General features: G+C 47.2%; 12 protein-coding genes and 1 riboswitch. All 12 genes read right to left on the reverse strand.

From position 1 onward, the window contains the following. Positions 1-2 precede the first annotated feature (2 nt). The 12 genes from sepF to ftsA all read right to left on the reverse strand — a co-directional run bounded on the left by sepF (position 3) and on the right by ftsA (position 14764). Complete coding sequence (gene sepF, locus BGM27_RS01755) at positions 3-461, reverse strand: cell division protein SepF (protein WP_007409719.1); 459 nt, start codon at positions 459-461, stop codon at positions 3-5. After that, positions 458-1150 carry a YggS family pyridoxal phosphate-dependent enzyme gene (locus tag BGM27_RS01760; RefSeq protein ID WP_007409718.1) on the reverse strand — a complete coding sequence of 231 codons (693 nt, stop codon included), beginning with the start codon at positions 1148-1150 and terminating at the stop codon, positions 458-460. The genes sepF and BGM27_RS01760 overlap by 4 nt, the downstream gene beginning before the upstream one ends. Before the next feature lie 4 nt (positions 1151-1154). Next, on the reverse strand, positions 1155-1991 hold the full coding sequence (pgeF, locus tag BGM27_RS01765) for a peptidoglycan editing factor PgeF (protein WP_020953996.1): 837 nt from the start codon (positions 1989-1991) through the stop codon (positions 1155-1157). Positions 1992-2145: 154 nt separating this feature from the next. Then, positions 2146-2397, reverse strand: coding sequence for a YlmC/YmxH family sporulation protein (locus tag BGM27_RS01770; RefSeq protein WP_003154415.1), 252 nt, complete (start codon positions 2395-2397; stop codon positions 2146-2148). Positions 2398-2457: 60 nt separating this feature from the next. Beyond that, positions 2458-3738: an acetylornithine deacetylase gene (locus tag BGM27_RS01775; RefSeq protein ID WP_023842863.1), complete on the reverse strand. Its 1281-nt coding sequence runs from the start codon at positions 3736-3738 to the stop codon at positions 2458-2460. Positions 3739-3814: 76 nt separating this feature from the next. Beyond that, a riboswitch (TPP riboswitch) is annotated at positions 3815-3920 on the reverse strand. A 4-nt stretch (positions 3921-3924) separates the two neighbouring features. Further along, positions 3925-4722, reverse strand: a complete 798-nt coding sequence (locus BGM27_RS01780) for an ABC transporter ATP-binding protein (protein ID WP_007409715.1) — start codon at positions 4720-4722, stop codon at positions 3925-3927. Between the two features lie 129 nt (positions 4723-4851). Then, on the reverse strand, positions 4852-5634 hold the full coding sequence (gene sigG, locus BGM27_RS01785) for an RNA polymerase sporulation sigma factor SigG (RefSeq protein WP_003154420.1): 783 nt from the start codon (positions 5632-5634) through the stop codon (positions 4852-4854). Between the two features lie 140 nt (positions 5635-5774). Beyond that, complete coding sequence (gene sigE, locus BGM27_RS01790; RefSeq protein ID WP_007409714.1) at positions 5775-6494, reverse strand: RNA polymerase sporulation sigma factor SigE; 720 nt, start codon at positions 6492-6494, stop codon at positions 5775-5777. A gap of 57 nt (positions 6495-6551) precedes the next feature. Then, positions 6552-7481, reverse strand: coding sequence for a sigma-E processing peptidase SpoIIGA (gene spoIIGA, locus BGM27_RS01795; RefSeq protein ID WP_007409713.1), 930 nt, complete (start codon positions 7479-7481; stop codon positions 6552-6554). A 216-nt stretch (positions 7482-7697) separates the two neighbouring features. Then, on the reverse strand, positions 7698-11993 hold the full coding sequence (locus BGM27_RS01800; RefSeq protein ID WP_007409712.1) for a S8 family peptidase: 4296 nt from the start codon (positions 11991-11993) through the stop codon (positions 7698-7700). A gap of 273 nt (positions 11994-12266) precedes the next feature. Continuing rightward, positions 12267-13415 (reverse strand): cell division protein FtsZ, encoded by a 1149-nt coding sequence (ftsZ, locus tag BGM27_RS01805; RefSeq protein ID WP_003154424.1) that lies wholly within the window; start codon positions 13413-13415, stop codon positions 12267-12269. A 35-nt stretch (positions 13416-13450) separates the two neighbouring features. Beyond that, entirely contained in the window at positions 13451-14764 is a 1314-nt protein-coding gene (gene ftsA, locus BGM27_RS01810; protein ID WP_007409711.1) for a cell division protein FtsA, read from the reverse strand. Positions 14765-15153: the final 389 nt, after the last annotated feature.

Raw genomic sequence — 15153 nt, forward strand, 5'->3', positions numbered from 1 at the left:
CTTTACCACCTCTGATGTTCGTCTTCATTTATAAGCTCCGAAATCGTGCCGGAAACGTCGACATTATCAGGCGTGCACAGAAAAATATCTGAACCGATTCTCTGAATGTCGCCGCCGATGGCGTAGACGGTACCGCTTAAAAAGTCGACGATTCTTTTCGCCTGATCATGCTGGATGCGCTGCAGATTGACGACAACCGCCCGCCTGTTCTTTAAATGATCGGCGATTTCCTGCGCTTCCGCATATACACGCGGTTCACTCAACACCACTTTAGAGGATTTCTGAACACTTTGCAAGCTTACTACGTTCTGCTTGCCCTGCGGCTTCTGAGCGTAAGCAGGCTGTTTATCTTTCTGCTGTTCATGCTCTTCCGGATGATCCTGCTCCGTTTCAATGTATTCGTACTCGTACTCCTCCTCATCCATTGAGAAAAAGTTTTTCAGTTTATTTTTCATGCTCATTTGTTTACACCCCCCGGTTCATTTCCGACTAATGAAGAGCCGATTCTGATAAAAGTTGCGCCCTCTTCAACAGCGATTTCATAATCATTTGACATGCCCATTGACAGTTCCCGGCACGGTGCGTTTGTCTGATGCAGTTTTTGCACCTGATCCCTCAGATCACGCAATTGCCGGAAGCAGGCTCTGATCGTTTCTGTATCGTCTGTCAGGGGAGCCATCGTCATCAGGCCCTCTACAGAAATGTTTCTAAACTCAGAAAGCTCTCTGATAAAGGGGATGACCTCCTCTGTTTTCAAACCGTGCTTAGACGGCTCAAGCGAAGTATTCACCTGCACAAAACAGCGAACCGCATGCTGCGCCCGTTTTTCAATCTCTTTTGCCAATGACAGTCTGTCTAAGGAATGAATATAAGATACACGGTCAACGACGGCCTTCACCTTTCTGGACTGAAGACTGCCGATAAAGTGCCACTCCGGGCTGCCTTTGATGACTTCCTGCTTATGGATAAGCTCGGCATCCCGGTTTTCTCCCAGACTTGTAATACCGGCATCAACGGCCTCTTGAGCCCTTTCGGCTGATACGTATTTTGTAACCGCGATGACAGTAACATCTTCGGGGCTTCGGCCCGATCTGTTACATGCTTCGTTTATTCTTTCGTTTATATGTCGTAATTGATCAGCAACACGCAAGATCTTACGCCTCCTTCATTCCGATAAAGGACATCATGCGTCCCGTTTTCCCTTTGTCGCGGCGGTGTGAAAAGAATAGTTCACGCTCTCGTTCGGTGCATAAACCGCTGACTGAAATGTTTTCTTCCGGAATGCCGCAATGTATCAGAAGAAGACGGTTGACCTCTTTTAAATCAAGCTGATACTGGCCTTTTTCCGTTTCGCATATGGCGGATTCAGCCGTAAAAGGCAGCGCCCGCACTTCATTGATGACGCGGTCGTCGACTGTATAGCTTCCCGCGCTGATGGACGGACCGATGACAGCCTGAATATCTGTTAAACGGGAGCCTTCTTCGTTTACCCAGCGTTCCGTCATGATACGTCCGATTTGTTTGACCGTCCCCTTCCATCCGGCATGGGCAGCGCCGATAATGGATTTCACCGGGTCATAAAAATACAAGGGCACACAGTCCGCAAAACAAAGGGCCAAAAAAAGATTCGCATCTTTCGTGTAGAGCCCGTCCGTCCCGCGGAATGCGGAAGAATAGTCTCTCGCTCCTTTTCCTTTATCCCCGGCTGTCACGCGCCGGACGCGGTTTTCATGTGTCTGGTCGGCGAACACCCAGGAATCCAGATCAGTACCGCATAAGGACGCTATGACTTCACGGTTTGTCACAACATCATGAGCTTTGTCCCGGACGTGCAATCCGGTATTTAATGACTCATACGGAGGATTGCTGACACCGCCGTTTTTCGTTGTGAATCCGGCGATGACCTTTGTGTTAAGCTGATTCACACAGTTCCAGTCTTCTATCATGAGTGCCGAGGGGGTGGTAAGACTAAACGGGTGATATGTATTCATGGAGATCCAACCTTTCGACAAACATTAAAAAAGCGTAATTTCCCACTCATTTTAACACAATTTTAAGCATACGTTTAGCGGCTGATTGAAAAATGAGATAAATAAATGTGCCGGAAACATTGAGATTTCCGGCTTTTTACAAGTAAAGGGAGGATTACGCTCCCCCCTTTGGTTCGTTTACACGCACTAAGATGACATCTTCCCCAATTTTAACTATATTTCGCCAAGGAATGATCATTTCCTCTTCTTTTCCGAAAAAACCGAGAACTTTTCCGCTGCCGCCTAAAATAATCGCCTGAATTTTTCCCGTTGTCACGTTAATATCAATATCACCGATGCTTCCGAGTTTTTTTCCGTTCGACACGTTTACCACATCTTTTATTTGAAATTCAGATATGCTGATCATCCGTATCACGCCCTTTGCCCGTTCTTTTTCCTATTATATGAACGGCCGGGCTGAACCTTGTCACATCGGGCAATCTTTTTTGCGGCTGCACCAGGCGAGGATAAATCTCAGCATAATTTTCGTATAGTCCATAAGCTCATCAACGGACACTTCCTCGTTTACGGAGTGGGCGTTTTTTAAATCGCCGGGACCGTATATGACGCTCGGAATCCCGGCATGATAAAGCCACCCTCCGTCAGTTACGGTTTGGGAAACATCAATGACGGGCTCCTGTTTTCTGACGGCTGAGTGTGATGCAGCCAAGACAGAAACTGCCGGATGATCCGGGTCGATTTCCAGCGCCGGGAACACCTCTCCTCTGTCTTCAATCATCGAAGATCCGCCCCATTTGAACACCGGCCTGTTTTCTTTGAGCCACAGATCACTGTCAGCGACACGATTAATATAGTCTTCGATTTCTGCGGCTGCTTGTTCGTGCGTTTCGTTCGGATAAAAGTGGACGGTGATCCATAACCGGCATTCATCGGCGACAAACGCTGCGTGTCTTCCGCCTTCAATGACGGCAGGGTTGATCGTATTGGTGCCGGGCGCAAAACCGGGATAGCTTTTCGTTACCGCCCAGTGGCGCTCCAGCTCTCCCAAGGCAGCGATGATTTTCGCCATTTTTTCGATGGCGCTCGCTCCGAATGTGCCTCCGCCCGCATGAATCATATTGCGCCTCATGCCGTCATGAAATGTTTGTTTGCTTTTCAATTCTATCCAGCCGGTGATGACTCCGCCCTGCCCTTGAATATGCAGGCTGCTCGTATCCGCGACAACGGCAAAATCCGCGTGATAGCCGCGTTTGCAGCATTCCAGCGTCCCCGCCTCACCGACTTCTTCTCCGATTACAGACTGTACAATGAGGTCGCCCGGAAGCTTAATGCCGGCATCATGGATCAGCTTCAGAGAGAAAAGAACACACGCCAAACCCCCTTTCATATCAGCGGCACCCCTTCCGATCAGCATGCCATCTTTTACGTGCGGCTGAAACGGGTCAGAGTGCCAGTCTTCGCCCCCGGCTTCTGCCACATCAATGTGTCCGTTTAAAATCAGGCTTTGATGCCTGCTTGAATCTGTCCCTTTTAAAACACCGACTACATTCGGATCTTCCGGATACACATCCCACATATCGACCGAGCAGCCCGTTTCTTTTAAAAATTCGGCCACCCACTTTTGGGCTTCTGCCGTATTTCTTGCTGGCGGGGCCGGAGTGGGAAAGGCTATCAATCTTTCAGCAATATGTATGAAGTCGTGCCGCCGTTTCTCCGCCTGGTGTAACAGCATATCAATCTGATGCATTGGAAATCTCCCCTTTGGCTGTATCAAAAAACCCGTTTCATTCATGAAATGAAACGGGTAAAAAACGGATCTTCCTCCGCTTTTTTCACCGCTTCCCTCCGCCGGCATGATCCGGATCAGGTCCGTTAAGGGTTGAGACAAACGTCTCTCTCAGCCGCATGGCAGCACCCCCAGGGTGAATTTATGTTATTTTACGGATGATGCCTCTTTTGCACGTGTTAAAAACGGGCGGCCATTGTTCCATAAGACATTGACAGGCATATCGAAAAACGCTGTAAGCCGCTCGTCAGAAAGCATGTCCCTGATTTTCCCGGAGGCGAACACCTCGCCTTGTTTTAAAAGAAGCGCCTGATCAAATACCGTCAGAATTTCTTCAGCGTGATGGGTGACATAAAGGATGGACGGCGCATTTTCTTTTTCGGCGATCGACGTAATCGTGTCCAGCAGCTGCTCCCTTGCCATAAAATCAAGACCCGTCACGGGTTCGTCCAAAATCAGCAGTTCCGGATCAGCCATAAGCGCCCGCGCAATCAGCGCTCTCTGTCTTTCCCCTTGTGATAATGTTTCATACCGTCTGTCGGCGTAACCGATGGCGCCCAAATCCTTCAGAAGACCGATCGCTTTTTCCCTTACCTGCTCACTCGGAGTTTCGTACAGCCCGATTGAGGCGTACGCGCCGCTGAGGGCGATTTCAAAAGCGGAGTCCGCGGCATATAATTTGTGCTGAAGACCTGCCGAAACAAGGCCAATTTTCCTTCTGAGCCTGTCACCGAGCTCTGTTTTGCCGAATTGATGGCCGAGCACCTGCATCTCTCCTGAAGTGGGGAAGTAATAAGAGCATAACATATTCAGCAAAGCCGTTTTTCCGGCTCCGTTTAATCCGTACAGCACCCAATTTTCGTTTTTCTCGACGCGCCAGTTAATATCTTTCAAAATCCATTTCCCGTTTCTTTTTAATGACACACTGTCCAGCTGTAAAATCATTGCAGTTTCCCCCGTTTGATTTTGTTTAAATTTTCTAAAAACTTTTACACATTAGAATACATTACTTTTTTGCAAACGTAAACCATCGCATGAAAAAAGCCTTTAAACAAGGTTTAAAGGCTTTTTCCGTTATTGATGGATATTCTTATTCATTTGTTTAATGGCTGCCTTTTCAAGCCTTGAGACCTGAGCTTGGGATATGCCGATTTCTTCAGCGACTTCCATCTGGGTTTTCCCTTGGAAAAAGCGCTTTCGCAAAATCATTTTTTCCCGTTCGTTCAGTCTTCTCATGCCTTCTTTCAGAGCCAGCTCCTCAATCCATTGTGTATCCTTATTGCGCTCATCGCTGATCTGGTCCATCACGTAAATCGGATCGCCGCCGTCATTATAAATCGGCTCAAACAGTGAAACCGGATCCTGGATGGCGTCAAGGGCAAACACAATTTCTTCATGGGGCACTTCAAGAACTTTGGCGATTTCCTCTGCTGTCGGCTCCCTGCTTGTCTCACTGATTAACCGCTCTCTTACTTGAAGCGCTTTATATGCGATATCGCGAAGCGACCTCGAGACGCGGATCGGATTGTTATCCCGCAAATATCTGCGGATTTCTCCGATGATCATCGGTACAGCGTATGTTGAAAACTTAACATTATGGCTTAGGTCAAAATTATCAATGGATTTCATTAGTCCGATGCAGCCGACCTGAAATAAGTCATCAACATACTCTCCTCTGTTGTTAAACCTCTGAATGACGCTTAAGACAAGGCGCAGATTGCCGTTTACAAGCTTTTCCCTCGCTGAATCATCGCCCTCATCCTGTAATTGCCTAAACAGCTTTCTCATCTCTTCATTCTTGAGCACCGGTAATTTGGAGGTATCCACCCCGCAAATTTCGACTTTATTTCTTGACACGTTTTTCCCTCCCACTAGGAGCTGCTGTACAACGTTAAGTATCTCCTCGGGTGGGAAAAATATGCACCGCCATTTTACAGAAATAAACATCCGGCTGCGGCAATCCTTGCAGCAGTAAGGGCTGTCAGTTGGAAAAAATTTTACACCATTTTGTTAAACTCTTTTCTCAGTCTTTTGATAATCCGCTTTTCGAGCCGGGAGATATAAGATTGTGAAATCCCCATCATGTCGGCTACATCTTTTTGTGTTTTTTCTTCTTCTCCGACAAGCCCGAAACGCAGTTCCATAATCTGCTTTTCTCTTTCGTTTAATTGCTCAAGCGCTTTTTTCAAAAGTTTTTTATCCACATTGGCTTCAATGTCTTTTGTAATAATATCATCATCTGTGCCGAGCACATCCGAAAGCAGCAGCTCGTTTCCGTCCCAATCAATATTCAGCGGTTCATCAAAGGACACCTCTGAACGGATTTTATTGTTTCGGCGCAAGTACATTAAAATTTCGTTTTCGATACATCGCGACGCGTAGGTGGCGAGTTTGATTTTCTTTTCCGGATTAAAAGTGTTTACCGCTTTGATCAAACCGATGGTGCCGATGCTGATTAAGTCCTCGATGTTGATGCCGGTATTTTCGAATTTGCGGGCAATGTAAACGACAAGACGTAAGTTTCTCTCAATCAGAATGGCCCGCGCCGCCTGATCCCCGCTCGGCAGCTTTAATAAGAGCACCTGCTCCTCTTCTTTAGACAAAGGCGGCGGCAGCGCCTCGCTTCCTCCTATGTAATACACTTCATCGCTTTTCAGTCCGAGTTTCATCAGCCATTTATACCACAAATATGTCAGACGCAGCTTAAGTTTTTTCATCTTCCTCCCCCTTCTAAATACAACGCGTTTTGAGTATGATGAATAACAGACTTTTCGTCAGGAAACATGTTTTACAGCCTTCCCTGTCAGCATCTTCGGATGAACGATTCCGTCAAATTCACCGTCCGCGGATAATGGTTTTGTGCTGATGCCGATCAGGCATTTTTCACAAGCGATCATTTCGTCTTTTGTTAAAATCGTGACGTAATCCGGCTTTAAACAGAGTAAAAATTGATTGTCCTGGCCGACGCCCCTGTATGGAATCAGCCTCAGCTTATCCGCATGGCGGAACGAATCATCAAGCTGCTCTATCACTTCAAGCGGACTGGCGGATTTGATGAGGTCCGTTTCCTTTTCGCTGAGAATCAGAGCGAATTTGTCAATGTGAAGGATCATGACCGGCGTTTTCGTCAGCGGATCATACAGCTGATTCCCGGAATCCACCAATCCTTTCGCGCGGATTGTCTGTCCGCTGAATTCCGCCTGCACCATGACAAGTTCATCGTACTGAATGGACTTCGTCTCGATGTCTTCAATTCTCTTTTTCGAGAAAAACCATATGGCCGGAAATCCGATAACTACAAACATCCAGCTGATCGGGTCGCCGAATCCGGTCTGGCTTGTGACCATTACCCCTTGCTGCACAATTGATTCTGTCTGCAGCAGGGAATGTACGCCGATCATTCCCCCGCCGACGAGAAAAGTCGCGAAATAAAAGGCGAACAAATTTTGAAAAAAGTATCGGAACCGTTTAAAGCCAAAAGCCGTAAGCACGATGACTACTGAAAACGCCATTTTTCCCGCCGGATGCTCCACAAAGGGAGAAACAGGCGTAAACATCAGAAGCACAATGGCTGACCCGATGAAACCGCCGGCGGCCACTCTTCTTTTTTTTACCTGGCGTTTTAAAATAAAGGCGGTCAATAAAAGCAAAAGAGAATCAAAACAAAAGTTCAACAGCCAAATGACATCCAGATAGATTTTCACATCTGACCCCTTTCCTCTTTTGTCTTACTTATCTGTTTCTCTCTCTTGTTTCATAAGTATAAAGCAAGCTCCGTGGGAAAGTCTGTCAATTAATGTTGAGGGTAAAGTACAATTTTTAAGGGATAACCGTTTTATTTGTCGAGGGCCGAAAGGGTTGCTTTCCTATTGTCCGTTTCAACTAAAAAAGCGCTGCCGTGATCTGGCAGCGCTCTGTTTTTACTCATTGATATAAAGTTTTCCTTTAGCCGTCTGTCTCGTTTCATTTCCGTAGTCATCTCTTGCGATAACGTCAATTTTTGCTCCGCTTGCTTTGATGGAAGAGGTCGCCGTCCAGTAACCCTCATATCGTCCCGGAGAAATTTCTCTCAGCGGAAGCTCTGTTGCGTTTTGGCTCCCTGCCCGGGCGTTTGTCAGAGGCAGACGGATAACGAAGGAAGCGTCTAATTTCTTTCCGCTTGAAAAAGCGATTTTCACTGATTCTCCGGCTTTTAATTCCTTATCCGCTCCGGGAACCAATCCGGAAATGACGGGAGCATTGTAATTGACATCGATTACCGTCTTTTTCGTTGTTTTGTTACCCGCTTCATCTGAGGCCGTGACCTTGATCTCATTGCTGCCGTTTTCCAGAAGGGTTCTCGCTTGATAAGAACCGTTATTTACTTCAGCTTTTTTTCCGTTCACCTTTACCCATTCTAAATGGGCGTCGTGCACTTTTCCTTTTACGGTCACTGCTTCTTTATTTGTTTTATCACCTTTTTCCGGACTGTCAATCGTCACATCCGGCTTATCCTCATCCAGTATGACCGTGACAGGGCGTGACTCATCGGTTGACCCGCTGTCTGTCACAGATGCCGCCGTCAGCCGATTGGCATCTTCAGTGAGTGTGACGCCGGCCTGGAAATTGCCGTCTGCATCTGCTTTCGTTTCTGCGGCGGTTTTACCGTTATTGGTAAGACGGACAGCGGTTTTTGGTGAAGCCGTTCCTTTCACCGTGATTGACCTCTTGTTTGTAAATGACCGGTCTTCAGGCGACGTTATTTCAGGCACAGAAGCTTCGTAGTCGACCAAAGCCCTGATCATAAAGTTTCCGTCTGATTTATCGGTTTTAGACCAGCGGCCGTCGAGGTATTGCCAGTTTCTGTTCGAGTACGGACTGCCGTCATCAGATGACAGGGCAGGTGTATAAGGATCGGGTTTCGTCTGGCGGAACACAAGATAAAAATCCTTTCCGACCGCGATTCCTTTTGAGCTGAGATCCACTTTGGTCCATTCGCCGTTTCGAAGCGCTTCAGCTTGGAACGGGCCGGCAATTTTGCTGCCCGGAGCTCCATCAGGGCCGGATGCATCATATACTTCTGCTTGGAATTCGGTACCGCCCGGATCAGGCCAGTCGGCGCCCCAAAATTTAAAAAGGCCTCCCGTCAGCATACCGTGTTCTTTTCCGTCTTTAAGCGTCATCTTTACGGCAGATTTGCTGCCGGCTTTAAAATATGACAGCGCGGCTTCTTCCATCCCGTTATCATAGGCAATTTCCCCTTCATAACCGATATACGGCTTAAGCTTGACGTTTTTTTCAGCATCTCCTTTGATGTCAACGGAAAATTCGCTATTGTAAAAGCCTTTTGCCGCTACTTTGATTGTGTAGGAGCCTTCGTACGCCTTAAGCGAATATTCCCCTTTATCGTTTGTCACCGCCGGTTCAATTGCGGCATCCTCGGCCACATAAAGCGCAGCCCCTTTTACCGGTTCGCCTGTGGACTGACTGGTGATGGTTCCTTTTAGCGTGCCGGACGGCATTTGCTCCAGTGTAAAGTCTGCCTGTGCGGTTTTGTCTGATTGAATAGAAACTTGTTTCGAAGCGGACTTAAATCCGTAAGCCTCGGCTTTCAGCGTATAGCTTCCCGCCTTATGCGACAGGCTGTAGCTTCCGCTTGCAGGGTCGGAATATACGGATTTCCCCGTCTCGGCGACACTGATTTGCGCTCTGAGAGGGAGGAGGTTTGTTTCACGTTTTACTCTTTTTCCGGGTGATTTCACTGCCGGTTTGGCCTGTTTCGGACTGACGGCTTTTTTCTTCAGGTGGCCGGGAGGTGTTTGTCTATTGTGTTTACTTTTTTTAGCCGCCTTGCCGAGAGGGCTGCTTGAAAGCCGGACATCATCGATATACCATCCGTCTTCATTGAGTACTTCGTCTGACTGCATATTAAACATGAGCTTTATGTTTTGGCCTTTATACGCAGATAAATCTGCCTCTTCATCGTTCCATCCTGCGGAGTCACCATTGTAAACGGCCGCCTGCTCCCAATTTGATTTTCCTTCCGGAAGAACGAACACATACCCGTAATCAAAAAATTCTTCGAGCTTGTGCCAGCTTTTAAATTGCAAAAACAGCCGTCCTGTTTCCGGAACTTGAATCGGAGGCATCACCAAATTCATGTTGGCTGAATCGGCATAAGGGCCGGACAGATTCGTCGCATACACTTTATCTCCGGAAAATGCGGCGCCGGGCCCTGAACCCGGGATACCCCATTCCCATTGGTCATGTGTCCCATAACTGGACCAGCCCGCCGGCTGTGATTCAAAATCCTCTTTGTATCCCGCCGTAATGCTCGGTTTCACGTCAGCCCGGTACGTATCAGATTCTACAGAATGACCTCCGAAATCTTTTATGGTCCATTTATAACTTACCTTGCTTCCCGTTACATCCGGAATCTCCGCCTGGTATGTTCCCTTTTTTTCATCACCGCTTTTTTGAACGGCGGCTGTCGTTTTCCACTTTCCTTCATCAAACTGATAGGAAAGGATGACTTCAGTTACACTTACATCGTCTTCTGCTGTAACCGTTAACGGAAGGTGTGCCCCTTTGTAAGCCGCTGAGACCGGTTCATGGTGAAAGCTGGGCGGATTGTGATCTTCGCCCGCAGAAGAGACCTTGCCTTCTACGCTTCCGATTCCGTCCGTTACGGCAGAAACGGCATCAAAAGCGTTAACGAGACCGTGGCCGTAACCGTTATTCGGTGATTCCGGAAAAACGGAATCTGTCAGCTTTTCGGCGGTGCGCGTCAAAACGTCTTCCATTTCATCGACCGTAATAGAGGCGTTCGCCTGCCTTAACAAAGCCGCCGTCGCCGCCACATGCGGCCCGGCCATTGAAGTTCCGTCCCAGCCGCCTTCGTATGTTCCTCCAGGAATCGAAGAACGGATATTCACTCCCGGAGCCGAAATGTCCGGTTTTGTTTCATGATACGGTGAGGGGCCTTGCAGTGAGAAATCAGCGAGTTTCTTGTCGATGTCAGTCGCACCTGTCGCAAATGCTTCAGGATAATTGGCCGGGTTTGCGATTGAACCCGGTCCTCCCGGTGTAAATAAGTCTTCATTTCCCGCAGAGAATTCCGGAAAAATCCCTGCCGCTCTCCACGCATTCACCATATCGCGGTACCACTCGTCCATTCCCGAACCGCCTGCCCAGGAATTATTGACAACATCCGGCGCCATCTCGGGATGGGGCGTGCCGTTTTTATCTTTAGGCGCGAGCACCCATTCACCGGCATCCAAAATATCGGCATCAGTTCCTCCGTCATCTGAAAATGCTTTTACTGCGATCCATTTCGCCCCCGGAGCCACACCGATTTGATTTGAGCCGTCAGGTTCTGAACCCGTCATGGTCCCTGTTACATGAGTGCCGTGTTCAAGATCATCGTAGGGAGCGTCTTTATGGGACACGGCATCATACCAGTTCATTTCATGATTCGGCGCTGCGGGATTTTCAGGATCGTAACCCCGGTATTTTTCTTTAAGCGCCGGATGATCCCACTGAACTCCCGTATCAATGGAGGCGACAACCGTGCCGGTTCCGTCGTATCCTGAAGCCCAGGCCTGCGGCGCATCAATTTGGCTGATATTCCATTCGATGCCTTCCTTTGCTTTGATCTCTTTTTGTTTTTTCTTCATTTGAAAAGGAGCTTTTGATTGTCGTTGAGTAAGCTGACGTTTTTCATTCGGAAGAACTTTTTCTACTTCAGGAAATGAGGCGGCTTTTTCCATTACCTCTTTCGAAGCAGTGACTGCCATTCCGTTAACAATATAATAGGAATGGATGTGATCAGCCTTGCCTTTCTTTTTTTGTTTTTCCAAATATGTTTTCAGATTCTGCTGCGCATCATGAGCCGCCAGTTTTAAAGAAGAAACGACGGCTGACCGCTTTTGATATTCGGTTTTTGCTGCGGAAAGCGATTGAGACTTGGCGTTTTTTTCTGCTTCTTTGACCGCTTTTTTCGTATTGGCTTTCTCTTTAAATTTGATAAGAAACGTGACTTTATCATTTTTTTCAAAACGCTTCTTGACTGAATCGGAAATCTTATGCTGAATGCTCTTAGAGGAAGAAAGATCTTTGGTGAAAGAAACTGCCCCCGGTGTGCTGTTCGCTCCGGCTGCACCCGGAAACAACAGGGAACTGACGACAATCGCGCTTAAAACGGAGCCTGTCCATCTGTTTCTTGTTTTTTTCTTCAATCGTATCCCCCCTTATTTGGTAACGCCCTATAAAATGTGTATCCCTCCTTCATAATTGGAATCGTTTGTCATTTCGATGCTGTACGTTAAATGTAGACAATCTTCCATCCAGATATTGTCGCATTCTGTAGAAAGCCGTATGAAACTAAAAAACAATCAATTCGTCATAGGTATAAAGTTTCTTTTTTCACTGTATAGATCATGGGGATAGGAAGGAAGACTGTACACAAAAAAGAAAAAGGACAAAACCATGTGGTCTTGTCCTTTTTTACATCAGCCGCGTTTGTTGCGGTTTCTTAAAAATGTAGGAATGTCGAGGGCATCATCCGCCGGCTGTGATGTATGGCGGTTCACCGTGTTTTGATGCTGTGTTTCTTCTCGTTTCGGCTCACGTTTCGCAGCGTTTTGGCTTTGAGACTTCAATCCTTGGTTTAAAGTCGGACGCTGCGGTTTTGAGTCATCTTTTTCCTGTTCGATAAAACCGGTCGCAATAACGGTGACGACGATTTCATCTTTCAGATTTTCATTGATAACTGAACCGAAAATCATGTTGACATCAGGGTCAGATGCAGAAGCGACGATGTCGGCTGCTTCCTGCACTTCGTAGAGGCTCAGATTTGTACCTCCCGTAATGTTCATCAAAACACCTTGCGCTCCGTCGATTGCCGCTTCCAGTAACGGACTGGAGATCGCCTTTTTGGCGGCTTCAGCAGCACGGCTTTCGCCCGTAGCGATCCCGATACCCATCAATGCTGAACCTTTGTTGGACATGATGGTTTTGACATCGGCAAAGTCCAAGTTGATTAAACCAGGCGTCGCGATGAGGTCAGAGATACCTTGCACCCCTTGGCGAAGCACGTTATCAGCTTCACGGAATGCTTCAAGCATCGGTGTGTTTTTATCGACAATTTCAAGAATGCGGTCATTCGGAATAACGATCAGTGTGTCAACGGCTTCTTTCATTGCCGTGATACCGCCTGCAGCCTGCAGCTGACGTTTTCTTCCTTCAAATGTAAACGGTCTTGTTACGACACCGACAGTCAAAGCGCCTAAGTCCTTTGCGATTTGCGCGATAACCGGTGCGGCTCCCGTTCCGGTACCGCCTCCCATTCCGGCTGTAACGAACACCATGTCAGCACCTTTTAGCGCTTCTTCGATTTGTTCCTTACTTTCTTCAGCGGCTTTTTTGCCGACTTCCGGATTCGCTCCCGCTCCGAGACCGCGGGTCAGCTTTTCCCCGATCTGCATTTTCACTTCCGCTTTTGACAGGTTAAGAGCTTGCGCGTCCGTGTTTACCGCAATGTACTCTACACCCTGCACTTCATTTTCAATCATTCGGTTGACCGCGTTATTACCGCCGCCTCCTACTCCGATTACTTTAATTGATGCTAAGCCGTCTATGTTTGTTTCGAAATCCAACATGCTAAATCCTCCTAATCTGCCGAATGACTATCAATCTATTCCCAAAACATGCTTAATAGTTTTTTCATTTTGCTCGGTTTGTTGTGTTCGGCTTGTGTTTTTTGTTTTGCTTTTGGACGCTGCTGCGCCTCTGGCCGCTGATGATGTGCTTCTTCGTGAGAGACCGCGATTTCCTGCACGGCTTCTTCCGGCATATGAAAGCCTATTTTTCTTCCCTGAATTCTGGCATTTCGGCAGGCAAATTGTATCAAGCCGACACCCGTCATATACTGAGGGTCTCTTACACCGATATAATTCGGGCTTGCGACCCTTACATTGTGCCTCAGCACTTCCTGTGCCAATGAAAGCACTCCGGGCATTGCGGCCTGTCCGCCGGTCAGCACAAAGCCGCCGGGCAGATCTGTAATTCCCATATGCTCAATTTCGGCTGCGGCAATCTCAAGAATCTCTTCCACTCTTGCTTCAATAATATTGGCAATTTCCTGCTGTGTAAAAGATTGCTTTTGATTCGTTCCTATGACGGTGACTTCAAATACTTCATCTTCTGAAGCCTCATCGTAGAATGCATGTCCGAATTGTTTTTTTACTCTTTCAGCCTCTTCGGTGGAAGTGCGCAATCCGATCGATACATCTTTCGTGATGTTTTCGCCTCCGAGCGGAATGACGGCTGTCTCCTTCAGGTGCCCCTGTTCAAATACCGCCACCGTCGTCGAGCCGCCGCCGATATCAATCATGGCGACTCCGAGGTTTTTTTCGTCTTTTGACAAAGCCGCCGAACCGGCCGCAAGCGGCTGCAGGCAAATATCAGTAATTTCAACGCCCGCTCTCTCCACACAGCGAAGTAAGTTATGTAAGATCGTTTTGGAGCCGGTAATCAGCGTGCCTTCTACTTCCAGGCGCACGCCGAGCATTTTTTTCGGATCGGTAATTTCGTCTCTTCCGTCAACGATAAACTGTTTCGGAACGACGTCTACGATCAGCTGCTCATGCGGAACTGACACGACCTGTGCCGCTTCCATTACCCTGCGGACGTCTTCAACGTGAATTTCTTTGTTTTCACTGGAAACAGCGACAACGCCGTTCGTATCTTGAATATGAATATAATTTCCATTAACGCCGACAATGGCTTTTTTCAGCGGAAAACCTACCATTCTTTCAGCTTGGTCAAACGCTTTTCTTATAGAATGAACGGTTTCATCTATATCAACGATTGAGCCTTTTTTCAACCCTTCAGACGGTACATTTCCCACTCCGATAATGTTAAGGGAATCATCTGTCATTTCTCCGACGATCACTTTTGTATTGGACGTACCGATGTCAAGACTGACGTAAAGTTCATTGTTGTTCATTCTATGGCACCTCCTCACATTTCGATCAAATTCTATTCTATTATTTGCGGAACAACAATACAATGAATGTGGCTTTACAAGTGTGTAACAAAAACAACAGCATCAACAAATTCTTATCTGATTTCTCACAATTTATGTTTAATGAAACTATTCGTTATATTCTATGTATATCCTCTTTTATATCGTATTTTTTTTATTTTTTTTAGAGACGGCCCACCTTACCGTAAGATTTCCTGTCACGGTGCCATACTGTGCAAACCAGATGCAAATATACCCGCTTTCCATTAGTCTACACTAAGATGAACCTCCAGAAAAGCTATAGATATTGCCAGAAACATCCGAAAAAAGAAGAAACAGGAGGAAAATTCCAAATGCAATGCTCACTGCAG

The organism is Bacillus sp. FJAT-27001, assembly GCF_019039175.1.
Taxonomy (GTDB): domain Bacteria; phylum Bacillota; class Bacilli; order Bacillales; family Bacillaceae; genus Bacillus; species Bacillus velezensis.